Origin of the sequence: Peribacillus sp. NPDC058002 (genome assembly GCF_042886655.1) — a bacterium.
Taxonomy (GTDB): domain Bacteria; phylum Bacillota; class Bacilli; order Bacillales; family DSM-1321; genus Peribacillus; species Peribacillus aracenensis.
On record NZ_JBHVQU010000040.1, the window covers coordinates 18,338 to 32,295 of the forward strand.

Consider the following 13,958-nt stretch of genomic DNA (forward strand, 5'->3'; position numbering starts at 1 on the left):
GGGTGTTGTGGAATTATGATAATATTGAGCTTTATATGGCATCACAATGATCAATTGGATGAATATTCAAAAGATAGGGGGGAAACGCGAATGAGTTCAGATAAAACTCTTGAATTTATGGGAATCGCCATGAAATACTTCCCAGAGGCTAAAGCGAAGCTTGAAGCAAGCGGGATTCCATTCTCAATGGAGATGGCAGAGCCATTCATGGAGCTCTTTAAAAGCGTAATGCAAGAAGCTTATGAGCTTGGCAAACAAGATGCACAGCGTTAATTAAAGGCAGGCTGTCCAGTTAAAGGGCAGCCTTGATTCTTTACTCTTTTTTCAAGAACTTGGCGATCAATGGGTTCAGATCGATATTATCGATGGTCGGTTTGTATTGACTGTATATGTCCATCAATGTTTCAACGCTCTCCATCAATTGCATGTAATCAACCTTTGATTCCTCTTCTTGTTCCGGTTCAGCTTTCCTGCCAAACATCAAATTCGAAAAATGATCATCCGGGTTTCTTTCGCGGTTGCGATTGAAGATGTCCACAATGAATACCTCCTATACTCCCTTTATTTATAATGTATGTCCTAAAATTCCCTTGGCATAGGCGCTCGTCCGACTTCTGAAAGAGATTTCTTTAGCTTTTCAAACTGTTAACTCTTGCAAGGAAGTCTTTTTTTATATAAAATTAGTACCAGGTAATAATAGATGATTATAATAACTCATTAAAATATAAGGGGATGGCAAGATGAATGCTGGAATATTAGGGCTTGGCCGCTACTTACCCGAAAAAATCGTTACAAATGCGGATTTAGAAAAAATTATGGACACTTCCGACGAGTGGATCCGGACTAGGACGGGTATTGAGGAAAGAAGAATTGCAAATGATGATATTGATACATCAGATATGGCTTATGAAGCCGCAAAAGCTGCATTGAAAAATGCGGAAATTTCTGCTGAAAAGATAGATTTAATTCTTGTAGCAACTGTTACACCTGATCAGCCGTTTCCTTCTGTCGCTTGCATGATTCAAGAGAAATTGGGAGCTATGAAGGCAGCTGCAATGGATGTAAGTGCAGCATGTGCTGGTTTTATGTATGGAATGATCACGGCACAGCAATTTATTAAGACAGGTGCATATAAGCATGTGTTGATTGTCGGTGTTGAAAAACTTTCGAAAGTAACCAATTGGGAAGACCGTAACACTGCTGTACTTTTTGGTGACGGAGCAGGTGCAGTTGTACTTGGACCTGTATCTGATGGCAAAGGAGTCCTTTCCTTTGAATTAGGCGCAGATGGAACAGGTGGGAAGCACTTATTACAGGAAGGAGATTTCATTCAAATGAATGGACGTGAAGTATTTAAATTTGCTGTCCGTCAGATGGGGGAATCCAGCCTGGGTGTATTGGACAAAGCTGGTTTGACAAAAGAAGATGTGGATCTGCTTGTCCCGCATCAAGCAAACATACGCATCATGGAAGCGTCAAGGGAACGATTGGATCTCCCGCTTGAAAAAATGACAAAAACGATTCATAAATATGGAAATACTTCATCAGCGTCCATTCCAATTGCCCTTGTGGAAGAAATGGAAGCGGGTAGAATCAAGGACAATGACTTAATCGTCATGGTCGGTTTTGGTGGTGGCCTTACATGGGGAGCGATCGCTCTTAGGTGGGGTAAATAAAAGAAGAAGCAAAACGTAAGTGCTTTAAAAATAGGAAGGAGCCATTTTTAATGACTAAACGCCGTGTAGTTGTAACAGGTATTGGAGCAATCTCTCCAGTTGGTAATGATGCAGAAACTGGATGGAAGAATATAATCGAGGGGAAATCGGGAATAGGACCTTTAACTCGTTTGAATGCTGAAGAATTCCCCGTTAAAGTGGCTGCTGAAATCAAGGAATTTGATATAGAGACATATATAAATCGTAAAGAAGCGCGCAAAATGGACCGTTTTACCCACTATGCAATTGCCGCTTCCGTTATGGCATATAATGATAGCAAGCTGGAAATAACCGATGAAAATGCTGCACGTGTCGGGGTCTGGATCGGTTCGGGTATCGGCGGGCTGGAGACACTTGAAACACAGCATGAAAACTTTTTAAACAGAGGATATAAGCGGGTGAGCCCATTTTTCGTTCCAATGATGATTCCGGACATGGCAGCCGGCCAGGTTTCTATCTTACTGGGTGCAAAAGGCATCAATTCATGTACGGTAACAGCCTGTGCAACAGGAACAAATTCAATTGGAGATGCGTTTAAAGCCATTCAACGGGGTGATGCCGATGTCATGATCACAGGCGGGGCAGAAGCGCCAATCACGAAAATGTCTGTTGCAGGTTTCTGTGCAAATACGGCTTTATCGACCAATCCTGATCCACAAACAGCTAGCCGTCCTTTTGATCTTAATCGTGATGGTTTCGTAATTGGGGAAGGATCGGGAATTATCGTTCTGGAAGATCTTGAACATGCATTGAATAGAGGAGCCAAGATTTATGCTGAAATAGCTGGTTATGGCTCAACTGGAGATGCCTTCCATATTACCGCTCCGGCACCAGGTGGAGAAGGCGGGGCAAGAGCAATGAAAATTGCAATTGAGGATGCAGGTTTGAATCCGGAAGACATCCAATATGTGAATGCCCACGGAACGAGTACGCCATACAATGACAAATACGAAACGATGGCAGTCAAAGAAGTCTTTGGCGACCATGCTAATAAACTAGCAATAAGTTCCACTAAATCGATGACAGGCCATATGTTAGGGGCAGCTGGCGGTGTGGAAGCAATATTCACGATTCAGGCAATAAGGGACAGCATTTTGCCTCCAACCATCAATATTGAAACACCAGACCCTGAGTGTGATTTGGACTATGTTCCGAATCAAGCAAGGAAGGGCGAAATCAATGTAGCCATAAGCAATTCACTTGGATTCGGTGGACATAACGCAACCATTCTTTTCAAGAAGTATAAATAAGTTATGAAGGAAGGGCAGCAGATCTTTTGGGATCTGCTCTTTTTATTTTTAAGGGAAAATGAAAATGCAAGGGATATAAAATGTGTCAACCGCCTTCTTGAAATCATACGATAGTCAAAAGAAGCGGGGGTGTATGGGAAATGGGAGTCATTTCAACCGATGAATGGATGAAGAAGGAATTCAACCGCCCGGTCAGGATGATGGAAAGACTTAAAAGTACATTCAACAATATCCTTGATGCGGACATGATTTATCATCATTTATTAAAGCATGGCATGTATTCGCCGAATCAAAAAACAAAACTCATATGGGAAGATTTAAAAGAAAATAATGCATGGGAAAAAACAGAAAGCTTGTTTACAGCTTATAAGAAGCTTTGGGGAGGGCCTGATGTTCCCATATATATTTTTCCGCTTATGTCTTCAGGAATATGGAATAAAAAAGTTGAAACGAAGTCAGGGTTGGCATTTAAAGATAAACTATTCCTTTTTTACGGCAAGGGGATGGCCGAAAAGGAAATGGAGGCCCTGTTGATTCATGAATATCATCATGTTTGCCGTCTGCATCATTTGAAAAAGGACCAAAAAGACTACACTCTCCTGGATACGATGATCATGGAAGGACTGGCAGAAAGAACGGTGGAAAAATATTTAGGAGCAAAATTTTTAGCGAATTGGACTAAGTTATATCAGGAAGATAAACTACGGGAATTTTGGATCAGGCATTTAGAGGAAAAGCACAAGATAAAACGTACAGACCCTCTTCATGATGCACTTCTGCTTGGGACGAAAGGATATCCATATATGCTTGGATACTGTAGTGGTTATTACCTGGTGAAAAATTTTGAACTCTCTGTGAAGAGATCATTTATTATCCAATCTGAAGAATTCTTATCAAAAAAGAGTTAATATATACGTTCTTTTTTTCTTAATCTGTTTTCTAGAATAGGAATAAATTGTATGGTTCCTGCCTATACTGATTGACAAACAGAAATTTGTTTAAGTGAGGGATGAATGATGCTATATCTTCATGATGTATGGGTTAACTGGTTTGAAGGAGAAGAAAACGGCTATAATATTTGTCATTTTCATGAATGGAGGAAGGATGACGGGATCGAACTATTAGATCAAGTTCCTTTGTTGAAAGTGTCTTCAACATTGTTCCACTACATAGAGAACGACTTGTCAGAATTACCTAAGCCATTGCTCAATGATGTTTATCAAAAAGCATATGCAAGGAAAAATCATGAAAGAATTCAGCTTGACTATTGTTTTATCGTGACTGATGGAAATGGAATTTTAGCTGTTGATACGATAGGTTATCATATTCCGATCAGGAAAAGCAGAATAATTCCCCGGCAGGAACAAATTGTTTATGACATGATAGAAAACCATGATGAGATGGATTACACCTTTACTGAAAAACCTACATCTGAGAAAGAATATCATATTTTGTCGCCGTCTCCCTTATTCATGAACGGTCTGACAAGAAAAGAGAGACAGCTTAAGCAATTGTTATTCATGGCCATGGACCAATTATTCACTGCGAAAAACACTGCTGAAATCCGTTATTGGTATACAGAATGGGCCCCTGAGAAATATGAAAACATTCAAGAAATGGATTTTCAGATAGCTTGGCTTGAGTTATATGAAGAAATGAAGGAAGGCTGGTCGGAGAAGCACCTTCAACTTTGTGAAAACCTTGTGAAGGGGCAGCCTTTTTTTGAAAAGCTTTGGCAAGTGGAGGCTGGCGATAGCCCATCGATATTATGAACAAAAAAGACGATCCGATGAGGATCGTCTTTTTTTTATCTCTTTCTGCCTAGTCCCATGCCATTATACATTTTTCTGATCATTTTATTGGCTTCAATATTCGCCTTTTCTGCACCGCGGTCCAGAATTTCATCCAATTCAGGTGAATCGATCAATTCATTAAAGCGTTCCTGGATTGGTAGGATTTCCCCAAGAACCACCTCAGCCAAATCACTTTTAAAGTCACCATAACCTTTACCTTCATACATCTCTTCAATTTCTGGATAGGATTTTCCACTGAAGATGGAGTATATGGACATCAGGTTGGAAACACCCGCTTTGTTTTCCTTATCATAACGGACAATACCTTCCGAATCGGTAACTGCGCTTTTGATGTTTTTTTCGATTTGCTTCGGATCATCCAATAAGGCAATCGTTGCCTTTTTATTAGGATCAGATTTGCTCATTTTCTTGGTTGGTTCCTGAAGGGACATGATACGGGCCCCTTCTGTAGGGAGGCTGATTTCCGGAATTTTAAAAATGTCATTATGCTTTTTATTGAACCGTTCAGCCAAATCGCGTGTCAATTCAAGATGCTGTCTTTGATCCTCCCCGACAGGAACCACATCTGTACTATAAAGGAGAATATCGGCAGCCATTAACGGCGGGTATGTAAGCAGTGCTGCGGATACCCCTTCTTTGCCAGCGGATTTGTCCTTGAATTGCGTCATTCTCTCAAGTTCCCCAATATAGGATATACTTTGTAAAATCCAGCCTGCCTGAGCATGCGCAGGTACTTCTGATTGAATGAAGATGGTATTCTTTTCAGGATCCAAACCAATGGCCAAATATAAAGCGGCCAATGTTTTAATGTTTTTCCTTAACTTAATGCGATCTTGTGGAACTGTAATTGCATGCTGGTCAACAATACAAAAGAAACATTCATATTCATTTTGTAAGTTAACGAATTGTTTCATGGCTCCGATGTAATTTCCTAAAGTAACGGAACCGGATGGCTGAATGCCGGAGAAAATCCTTTTCAACTGCTAGTCACTCCTCTAAATGCGTTTATTGATAAATGGATATTCGTTCTTCATTATTGTAAGGATAAATAGAAAATGAATCCACTTTCTTTGAAAGAAATGTGCGTGCTCCCGTGATGGGGAAAAACGCTCATTTAAATCTTGTGGAGGGCCGTTTTGTCCTGTATCGATGCCATTCTGAGAATACGAAATGTCCACTATACTGTATTTTAGCATTTATTCATATTAAATGTATAATCGAAACGGCAATCAAGCCGATAGATTGGATTTTCCGTTTCTTTATTTTGACATGGAAGAAATGAAGGGTTCAAGGAAAATCAAACCGTTTAACATATAGCACAATGAGCAGAGCATTTTAGGGAAGGATACTAACAAGGGAATACAGGATTATGATCGTATTCTTAAGGCTGAAACTTTATAAAGCAGTTTTTTAAATTATTTTTAATATATAGGAGTAAAGTGAATTGTTTGTGGTATTAAAGAAAGGGGTTTATTATATTTGTTGAATATTGATGACTGATGGCGAATGAGGTGGAGAAAATGAAACCATTGTGTAAATTGTTGATGACAGGTATGTGCATATTCCTGATTCAACAGCCAGTTCATGCGCAAGGCATGAATGAAACCAGGCAGGTGGCATTAGAAAATAAAGAATTGCCTGTGAGCGTACCGCGTTTTGTTTTTGATTCGGGGTTGAAATTCGACTACCCGGATGCTGTGCGCGGAATATATGTGACAGGTCCTGCAGCTGGCGGCAATAAATTGAATGAACTTATTAATTATGTAGATGAAACCGATTTGAATGCGATGGTCATTGACATTAAGGATGACAGGGGGAACGTTACGTATAAACCCGAAGATCCCGATTCTCCATATGCTGGGATCGGTAAAGACTACATAAAAAAACCAAGGTCAATGCTGAAAAAATTTGAGGATAAACAGATTTATCCAATTGCAAGGGTAGTCGTCTTTAAAGACTCCCATTTGGCCAAAGAGAAACCTGAATTGTCTTTTTTAGATGGAGAAAAGGTATGGAAGAATGGTCGAGGGGAAGCCTTCGTTAACCCATTCTTAAAAGAGGTGTGGGATTATAATGTCGGTATTGCCATTGAAGCGGCAAAGTTGGGTTTTAAAGAAATTCAATTTGACTATGTCCGTTTTCCCGAAGGATTCGAAAATAAAGAAGATGATTTGAAATATGATGTAGGTGAATATGATGAAGCGAAAGTGAGTAATACAGCTAAAAGGGTTCAGGCAGTGACTGATTTCGTAAGTTATGCGAGGGAACAACTGGAGCCATATGGTGTGGAAGTATCAGTGGATATTTTTGGATATGCAGCTACATTGCCTGAAGCTCCCGGAATTGGGCAAAACTTCACAAAAATCTCTGAAAATGTTGATGTAATTTCCTCGATGATCTACCCGAGTCACTGGACATCTTATTTTGGTATCGATAAGCCGGATTTGGAGCCTTATAATCTCGTTAAGGAATATGCAAAATTAGAGAACGGAAAGCTTAAGGAATTAAAAACACCACCTACTTCAAGACCTTGGTTACAAGACTTTACTGCCTCATATTTAGGAGAGGGGAATTACCAAAGGTATGGTAAGGAAGAAGTGGAAGCCCAAATAAAAGCATTGAAAGACAATGGTATTGATGAATACTTATTATGGAATGCAGCAAATCGATATACAAAGGGAGTAGACTATACCCCATGAAATAAGGATGACCTAGGAAGTTTCTTCCGGTCATCCATATTCTCTCTGAATTACCGCTTTTTATTCCCGCCAACTTGACTCCACCCTGACTGAATTCGTTTCGAATGATCGAAAATATGAGAGTGACGTTTCCCGCCAAACCATTTTTCGCCGATGCCATTCGTCACAACGCCATTCACGGCTGTAATGCCAATAACGCAAGCAGCGACTAAAAAAAAGTCCAAAAAGTAACTGATCATCAAAACCCTCCTAATATTTTCAAGCTATTCAAGTTCCATTGTAGTGGATAAGAAATAATCTGGAAAGTATAAACTAGCAAATGAGGAGATTAAATTATGAATTGGTACGAAAAGCTAAACCAGTATTTCCCTATTGAAGAGATGAAGTCCAAAGAACATATAGAAGTCCTTTTAGAAGATAAGCAGGAAATATATAAAAAAGATGAAGGTCCCGACCATGTTTTATTGTATGTGGAAGGGGAAGAGTTTATATTTATTGATTACCTTTTTGTATCAAAGAAATCAAGGGGGCAGGGACTAGGGAGGAAATTGATTCAAAAATTGCAAAAAAAGCAGAAAACGATCTTGCTGGAAGTAGAACCAGTACAAGAAAATGATGATGACACATTTAAAAGGCTGAAATTTTATAAAAGGGAAGGGTTCCGGCATGCCTCTTCGATCTCCTACAGCAGAAAATCGCTTGCCACCAAGGAGGATACGCCTATGGAAATCTTATATTGGCCCGCATCTCCATCTGTTGATGAAGAAGACGTATTTGATTTCATGAAAGAGATTTATTCTGAAATCCATACTTACAAAGATGATGATCTTTATGGGAAATCTTATCAAGATGTAGAGGATGTACTAAGCTTGAATGCAGGTCAGGAAACGGATATTTTTAAAGAGGTGCAAATTTGAGTAAAAGGGCCGGTTGTTTCACTGGCCCTTTTTAATTTGTCAAAAAGTGTCCCAGCAGAAAACAACCGGAACGTTTGCAAACTGTCTTTTCTTATTGTGCATATTTTGCATTAAAATGAATATCTAAATAGCTGATTTTTGAATTGTTTTTATTTTTGGAAATATATGTGCTAAAAGAATGGTTTTTAATGTAAAAGGAGGAATTTGCATTTGATTAAAGAAAATATATTAACATGATCTTGTTTATTGACAAAGATTGGGGGTAAATAAAAGTAAAGAGTTATTTAAAGAATCATGAGGGCCGTATTGAGAGTTAAATGAGAATGGTAGGTAGGTATTTTCAATTAGAAAAAGCAGTTTTAATGTATTACATAAAAAACGGAAAAAGCTATAGTACAGGCTAAACTAGAAGTTTAAAAGGATTTTTCCAAATATCAAAAAGGGTATTCATTTTAAATAAATTAGTGTATAATAAAGAAAATGAAATACTTAATTAAAATTATTTCAAATTAGAGTGGTACTTATGAATACTAATAGTAGATTTCCCCTCATAGATCACCGATTCTATATTTAGGGAGTGTGAGAAAACATGGTAACATTATATACATCACCTAGTTGTACTTCATGCAGAAAAGCAAAAGCATGGTTAGAGGAACATGAGATTGGATATAAAGAAAGAAACATTTTTTCAGAACCGTTAACGATTGATGAGATTAAAGAAATTCTTCGAATGACGGAAGATGGAACCGATGAAATCATTTCAACACGGTCAAAAACTTTCCAAAAGTTAAACGTAAATTTAGAGAGCCTGCCTCTTCAAGAATTATATAAATTGATCAAGGAGAATCCAGGTCTGTTAAGACGTCCAATTATCCTTGACGAGAAACGGCTTCAAGTTGGTTATAATGAAGATGAGATAAGACGCTTTTTACCACGTAAAGTCCGTACCTTCCAGTTACGGGAAGCACAACGTATGGTCAACTAATAAGGTCTTTCAAGCTCTGCCAGGAAATGTGCAGGGCTTTTTCTTTATACATAACGTTTCACTGATTTTTTTAACTTAATGAAGGGGAACATAAAAGAATCCTTAGGCGGCATCAGACGTTTTGGGTTTGCAGCAGGTCCCTTGACCCGGTCATCATTTAAAGAAAAAATAATGAATGCAGCTCATCATGCTGTGTATATAATAAGGCATTAATGGCAGTATTGAATAAAGCATTATGATAGTTGCATCAGGATGAATTATTTTATAGAATGAATGGAATATTAGGCAAACAATTGTTTTTTAGATAAGTAATGTTTTTTATTTCCCTTCTTCAAGGTTTTGTCATAAAATGATGTAAAATAGTCCGTTTTAATGACTATCATGATTTACAGTATTCACTTACGGGTAAAGAGCTTTTAAGAGCAATTTTCGCTTGGGGGTTATTATCCCTTCAAAATGAGAAAGGAAGGGAGAGGGGAATCATGGAAATCGAACGCATTAATGACGATACAGTTAAATTTTATATTTCCTATATAGATATTGAGGAAAGAGGCTTTGATCGCGAAGAAATTTGGTACAGCCGCGAGCGAAGTGAGGAGCTTTTTTGGGAAATGATGGATGAAGTGCATCAAGAAGAAGAATTCATGATTGAAGGACCCTTATGGATTCAAGTTCAAGCCCTTGAAAAAGGCTTGGAAGTTTTGGTCACAAAAGCCCAGCTTGCCAAAGATGGTCAGAAACTCGAGTTGCCTCTTTCAGATGATAAGTTAAGGGATTTGAATGTATCAGACAAGATGGATACGCTTATTGATCAACATTTTCATGGTAAAGATGAAGAAAGCGGTATGACATTCGAAGATGGTATGATTGAATTCATCACAACTTTCGAGGATTTTGAAGATGTCATTTCATTAAGCAAGCGTCAGGGCTTGGATGAATGGACGACAAAACTTTATGTTTATCAGAATAAATATTATCTTTATATCGAATTTTCCGAGGCGGAGATTGATGAGGAAGAAATCGATAATGTTTTAAGTCTTTTATTGGAATATAGTCAGGAGTCACCTATAACGGTGCACATGCTTGAAGAGTACGGGAAGATAGTTATCGAAAATGATGTATTCACAACGGTCGATAAATATTTCGCATAGACTGTTGAGGCCGATTTCAGTAGAAATCGGCCTTTTCGTCCAAGAATAAATGTTTTTGCCTTAGCATGGAGGTTTTTTAAATATGCCTGTGTTTGTTAATTGGAGGTAGTCTAGGTGAAGAATATAGTTGGCGTCGGTCTGCTTATTCTCTTGTTGGTCAGTACATGGCATTTTCTAATAAATGGCGTCGATGGCGGGCTGATTTTTTATTCTAGTCTTATATTGACCCTTTTCTTGGTGATAATTGGATTCAACATTTTCATGGAAAACCGAGATCCCATCCAGACCATAACATGGCTTGTCATTTTTGGCGCTTTCCCATTCATCGGTTTCATTTTTTACTTTTTGTTTGGCCGAAATTTTCGGAAAGAGAGGATATTTCGCAAGAAGTACTTTTTGGACAAACAGAGTTTCGTGAAAATAAGCTGCGAAGCGGATTATAATGAACGAATTAAGGAAATGGGCGAGAACCCTCAGCAGTTAATCACTCTTGCAAATAGGCTGGGGAATAGCCCTATTTCATTTCAGACTGAAACCCGGGTTTTAAGGAATGGTGATGAAACATTTTCCAATATCATCGAAGAATTAAAAAAAGCCAGGCATCATATCCATTTAGAATATTATATTGTTAGGGATGACCGCATTGGCAGACTGTTAAAAGACATCTTGATACAAAAAGTAAAAGAGGGGGTAGAGGTCCGATTTCTATATGATGCGGTTGGTTCTTGGAAGTTAGCACGTTCTTATATCGATGAACTGAAGAATGCGGGAGCCGAAATGGTGGCCTTTGGTCCGCTGCATCTCCCTTTATTAAATAATAAATTCAACTTTCGTAACCATCGTAAAATAATTGTGATAGATGGCTCTGTCGGTTTCATCGGCGGTCTCAATATTGGGGATGAATATTTGGGACAAGATCGGAAATTCGGTTCTTGGCGGGATACGCACCTTATCATAAAGGGGGAAGCTGTCAGGACTTTACAGCTCATATTTCTCCAGGATTGGTATTATAGCACCAATAATAGTTTTTTAAGTGATGAATATCTCATGGCCGGACTGCCGAACCATCACGGACATGGCGGAATTCAATTGATTGGCGGCGGGCCTGATAGTGAGTGGACGATCATAAAAAGCATTTTTTTTAAGATGATCACTTCAGCAGAAAAGTCCGTCTGGATAGCTTCCCCGTATTTCGTTCCTGATGACGATATCTTACAAGCATTGAAGGTGGCCGCCTTAAGTGGTTTGGATGTCAGGCTGCTCGTCCCGAAGAACCCCGATAAACGTATCGTATTTCATGCTTCGAGAACTTATTTTCCCGAATTGCTTGCTTCCGGAGCTCGTATATTCCAATATAATGAAGGGTTCATGCATAGTAAAATCATCATCGTGGATGATCAACTGGCATCAATTGGGACAACCAATATGGATATGAGGAGCTTTCACCTGAATTTCGAAGTCAATGCTTTTCTTTACCGGACAGAAAGTACTCAGCAACTGGTGAATGATTTTTTGGAAGATATAAAGGTATCCCAAGAAGTGGAGATTGGTGCGTTTTCCAAACGGAATTTCGGTTTGAAGGTTTTGGAGTCCACTTGCCGATTGCTTTCACCCCTTCTTTAGATACTTTCTTTGATGCCGATAAGGCATTTTTTTTTTTTTCGGATTAAAAGGAATCCTGAGCAAAACAGGCGAATGTAGTGGATGAGGAGGAGATATATGCTAACTGCTATGAAGAAAGATGGGACATGGGTTACCCTTCCTGAAAAGATACCGGTAAACGTGATTGATGAATGGAGAAAGTCAGCAGATTATTACTGTCCATGCTGTAAGATGGAAATGACCATCAAGGCGGGAAAAGTCAGGATCCCGCATTTTGCCCATAAAAATAGTTCGTCATGCCGCGCTTCTTCAGAACCGGAATCCGCCTATCATTTATTGGGAAAAAGAAAATTATTTCAGTGGTTCTTATCACATGGTTATCAAGTGGTTTTAGAAGCCTACCTTCCCGAAATTAAGAAAAGGGCTGATATTTTGGTTGTGATAGGAGGTAATCGCTATGCAATAGAATTTCAATGCTCAGTTATCCCCGAGGTTGAATTCATTGAAAGGACAAAAGCCTATCAAAGCATAGGCATCAAGCCAATTTGGATCCTTGCTGCAAAACGCTTAAAAAGGAAAAGTTTGTATGAATTCAGTTTATCCCGCTTCCACTGGCTCTTCGTCACCGGCAGCTTCCATCACCCTTTTCTTTGGATGTATTGCCCGGAAACGGATCATTTATCAGTATTGAAGAACCTCACTCCTTTTACCCCCAGAACCGTCTTTGCCGAATTGACAACAGCTTCATTAAGGTTCCTTCCCCCAAGTCGTGCATTGCCCCAAAACTGCTTTAGATTCCCTTTTCTGCCCGCATGGAGATATAAACGAAATGGCTGGTCCCTCCATCGGGTGAAAACAGCACGGAGATCCGATCCTTTTTTCGAAGGGCTATATTTACATCATATTTCACCTGCGACACTTCCAATTGAAGTGGGTGTACCGGTCAGAGGGATGCTGTTGATCGAAACTGCCTCGATCGAATGGCAGGCATGGTTATACATGGATGTGTTTCATGAGAAAAGAACAGGGGAAAAGATTTCTATGGCTGATATTATCCATAATTTTAGAAAGCGTTCAACAAAAGGTGGAATAAGGTTCAGACCGTTGCCATTGCTTCATGAAAAACCCATCGAGTATCCTGTAGGTCAATATATCATGCTTTTGATGAAATTTGGTTATTTATCAAAACTGAAAGAAGGGGTTTTTAAAGTTGAAAGGGAAATTACCCCTCCCTTCACCAGTGATCAAGCTCAAATTATGGAAAAAGATTTCTATGATAAGCATAAATTGATGATGGAAAAGGGGAATATCCAGTATAATCAGTGATAACATCTCTATTTATCTTGAATTCAGATGAAAGGGCAGGATTATTTTTGTTAATGGAGAAATAGTAATAAGAACTGGGAATTAAGAAAACTTAAGAAAGAATGAACGCCGAATGAAGTATTGCAGCGTTCGATCCGGTTTAACGATTTAGCCCAATGGCAAGTTTCTATAGAATGGGGAGGAATTTTTTTATGGCACAGGAAACAAAAGCAAATACATTACCTTCAAGAAGTGAAATAGCTCCTGAAGATACATGGAGACTGGAAGATATCTTCGCAACCGAGGAAGATTGGGAAGCTGCCTTCAAAGCGGTAAAGGAAGACCTCAAGAAGGCGGAAGCACATAAAGGGACGTTGGGGGAAAGCGCAGAAAAATTATTTGCGGCCCTTCAATTCCAAGATGAGGTATTCGAGAAGCTGGGGAAAGTTTATTCTTATTCACATATGCGCAATGATCAAGATACAACCAATCCTTTTTATCAAGGGATGGAGGATAGGGC

14 protein-coding genes and 1 pseudogene are annotated in these 13,958 nt (G+C 39.0%); 12 read left to right on the top strand and 3 right to left on the bottom strand.

The annotated features are described in order from the left end of the window. Window positions 1–90: 90 nt before the first annotated feature. Window positions 91–273 carry a ComZ family protein gene (locus tag ACFVSH_RS10200; RefSeq protein WP_034314525.1) on the top strand — a complete coding sequence of 61 codons (183 nt, stop codon included), beginning with the start codon at window positions 91–93 and terminating at the stop codon, window positions 271–273. Between the two features lie 40 nt (window positions 274–313). Here ACFVSH_RS10200 and ACFVSH_RS10205 read toward each other — a convergent pair whose 3' ends face one another. Further along, complete coding sequence (locus tag ACFVSH_RS10205; protein WP_387596251.1) at window positions 314–538, bottom strand: hypothetical protein; 225 nt, start codon at window positions 536–538, stop codon at window positions 314–316. Between the two features lie 202 nt (window positions 539–740). On the opposite strand from ACFVSH_RS10205, the gene ACFVSH_RS10210 reads away from it, so the two are divergent. The 4 genes from ACFVSH_RS10210 (at window position 741) to ACFVSH_RS10225 (ending at window position 4,737) form a co-directional block, all read left to right on the top strand. After that, the gene (locus ACFVSH_RS10210) at window positions 741–1,676 is read left to right on the top strand and encodes a beta-ketoacyl-ACP synthase III (RefSeq protein ID WP_260284000.1); all 936 of its coding nucleotides are present in this window, start codon (window positions 741–743) and stop codon (window positions 1,674–1,676) included. Window positions 1,677–1,726: 50 nt separating this feature from the next. Beyond that, entirely contained in the window at window positions 1,727–2,965 is a 1,239-nt protein-coding gene (gene fabF, locus ACFVSH_RS10215) for a beta-ketoacyl-ACP synthase II (RefSeq protein WP_192203708.1), read from the top strand. Window positions 2,966–3,105: 140 nt separating this feature from the next. Continuing rightward, window positions 3,106–3,873: a DUF2268 domain-containing putative Zn-dependent protease gene (locus tag ACFVSH_RS10220; RefSeq protein ID WP_387596246.1), complete on the top strand. Its 768-nt coding sequence runs from the start codon at window positions 3,106–3,108 to the stop codon at window positions 3,871–3,873. A 108-nt stretch (window positions 3,874–3,981) separates the two neighbouring features. Continuing rightward, window positions 3,982–4,737 carry a YjbA family protein gene (locus ACFVSH_RS10225; protein WP_192208171.1) on the top strand — a complete coding sequence of 252 codons (756 nt, stop codon included), beginning with the start codon at window positions 3,982–3,984 and terminating at the stop codon, window positions 4,735–4,737. 35 nt (window positions 4,738–4,772) lie between these two features. Here the strand turns inward: ACFVSH_RS10225 and trpS are convergent, their stop codons facing one another. Further along, a complete protein-coding gene (gene trpS / locus ACFVSH_RS10230; RefSeq protein ID WP_387705835.1) occupies window positions 4,773–5,759 on the bottom strand; it encodes a tryptophan--tRNA ligase in 987 nt (328 codons plus the stop codon). A 573-nt stretch (window positions 5,760–6,332) separates the two neighbouring features. Here trpS and ACFVSH_RS10235 point away from each other — a divergent pair. Then, window positions 6,333–7,478 (top strand): putative glycoside hydrolase, encoded by a 1,146-nt coding sequence (locus tag ACFVSH_RS10235; RefSeq protein ID WP_387705838.1) that lies wholly within the window; start codon window positions 6,333–6,335, stop codon window positions 7,476–7,478. A gap of 50 nt (window positions 7,479–7,528) precedes the next feature. Here the strand turns inward: ACFVSH_RS10235 and ACFVSH_RS10240 are convergent, their stop codons facing one another. Further along, complete coding sequence (locus ACFVSH_RS10240) at window positions 7,529–7,717, bottom strand: hypothetical protein (RefSeq protein WP_192203711.1); 189 nt, start codon at window positions 7,715–7,717, stop codon at window positions 7,529–7,531. A gap of 96 nt (window positions 7,718–7,813) precedes the next feature. On the opposite strand from ACFVSH_RS10240, the gene ACFVSH_RS10245 reads away from it, so the two are divergent. From ACFVSH_RS10245 to ACFVSH_RS10270, 6 genes and pseudogenes are all read left to right on the top strand, one after another. Next, on the top strand, window positions 7,814–8,395 hold the full coding sequence (locus ACFVSH_RS10245; protein ID WP_387596242.1) for a GNAT family N-acetyltransferase: 582 nt from the start codon (window positions 7,814–7,816) through the stop codon (window positions 8,393–8,395). Between the two features lie 589 nt (window positions 8,396–8,984). After that, window positions 8,985–9,380: a transcriptional regulator SpxA gene (gene spxA, locus ACFVSH_RS10250; protein ID WP_034314502.1), complete on the top strand. Its 396-nt coding sequence runs from the start codon at window positions 8,985–8,987 to the stop codon at window positions 9,378–9,380. 482 nt (window positions 9,381–9,862) lie between these two features. Then, window positions 9,863–10,531, top strand: coding sequence for an adaptor protein MecA (mecA, locus tag ACFVSH_RS10255; protein ID WP_260284003.1), 669 nt, complete (start codon window positions 9,863–9,865; stop codon window positions 10,529–10,531). 114 nt (window positions 10,532–10,645) lie between these two features. After that, entirely contained in the window at window positions 10,646–12,154 is a 1,509-nt protein-coding gene (gene cls, locus ACFVSH_RS10260; protein WP_387596238.1) for a cardiolipin synthase, read from the top strand. Window positions 12,155–12,250: 96 nt separating this feature from the next. Then, window positions 12,251–13,459: a competence protein CoiA gene (locus ACFVSH_RS10265; protein WP_387705836.1), complete on the top strand. Its 1,209-nt coding sequence runs from the start codon at window positions 12,251–12,253 to the stop codon at window positions 13,457–13,459. 191 nt (window positions 13,460–13,650) lie between these two features. Next, window positions 13,651–13,958 (top strand): annotated as a pseudogene (locus ACFVSH_RS10270) (oligoendopeptidase F); the annotation flags it as partial.

Bases quoted from the DNA above. Each gene is read 5' to 3' on its own strand.
- ACFVSH_RS10200 (WP_034314525.1), top strand. From the start codon at position 91: ATGAGTTCAGATAAAACTCTTGAATTTATGGGAATCGCCATGAAATAC.
- ACFVSH_RS10210 (WP_260284000.1), top strand. From the start codon at position 741: ATGAATGCTGGAATATTAGGGCTTGGCCGCTACTTACCCGAAAAAATC.
- fabF (WP_192203708.1), top strand. From the start codon at position 1,727: ATGACTAAACGCCGTGTAGTTGTAACAGGTATTGGAGCAATCTCTCCA.
- ACFVSH_RS10220 (WP_387596246.1), top strand. From the start codon at position 3,106: ATGGGAGTCATTTCAACCGATGAATGGATGAAGAAGGAATTCAACCGC.
- ACFVSH_RS10225 (WP_192208171.1), top strand. From the start codon at position 3,982: ATGCTATATCTTCATGATGTATGGGTTAACTGGTTTGAAGGAGAAGAA.
- ACFVSH_RS10235 (WP_387705838.1), top strand. From the start codon at position 6,333: ATGTGCATATTCCTGATTCAACAGCCAGTTCATGCGCAAGGCATGAAT.
- ACFVSH_RS10240 (WP_192203711.1), bottom strand. From the start codon at position 7,717: ATGATCAGTTACTTTTTGGACTTTTTTTTAGTCGCTGCTTGCGTTATT.
- ACFVSH_RS10245 (WP_387596242.1), top strand. From the start codon at position 7,814: ATGAATTGGTACGAAAAGCTAAACCAGTATTTCCCTATTGAAGAGATG.
- spxA (WP_034314502.1), top strand. From the start codon at position 8,985: ATGGTAACATTATATACATCACCTAGTTGTACTTCATGCAGAAAAGCA.
- mecA (WP_260284003.1), top strand. From the start codon at position 9,863: ATGGAAATCGAACGCATTAATGACGATACAGTTAAATTTTATATTTCC.
- ACFVSH_RS10265 (WP_387705836.1), top strand. From the start codon at position 12,251: ATGCTAACTGCTATGAAGAAAGATGGGACATGGGTTACCCTTCCTGAA.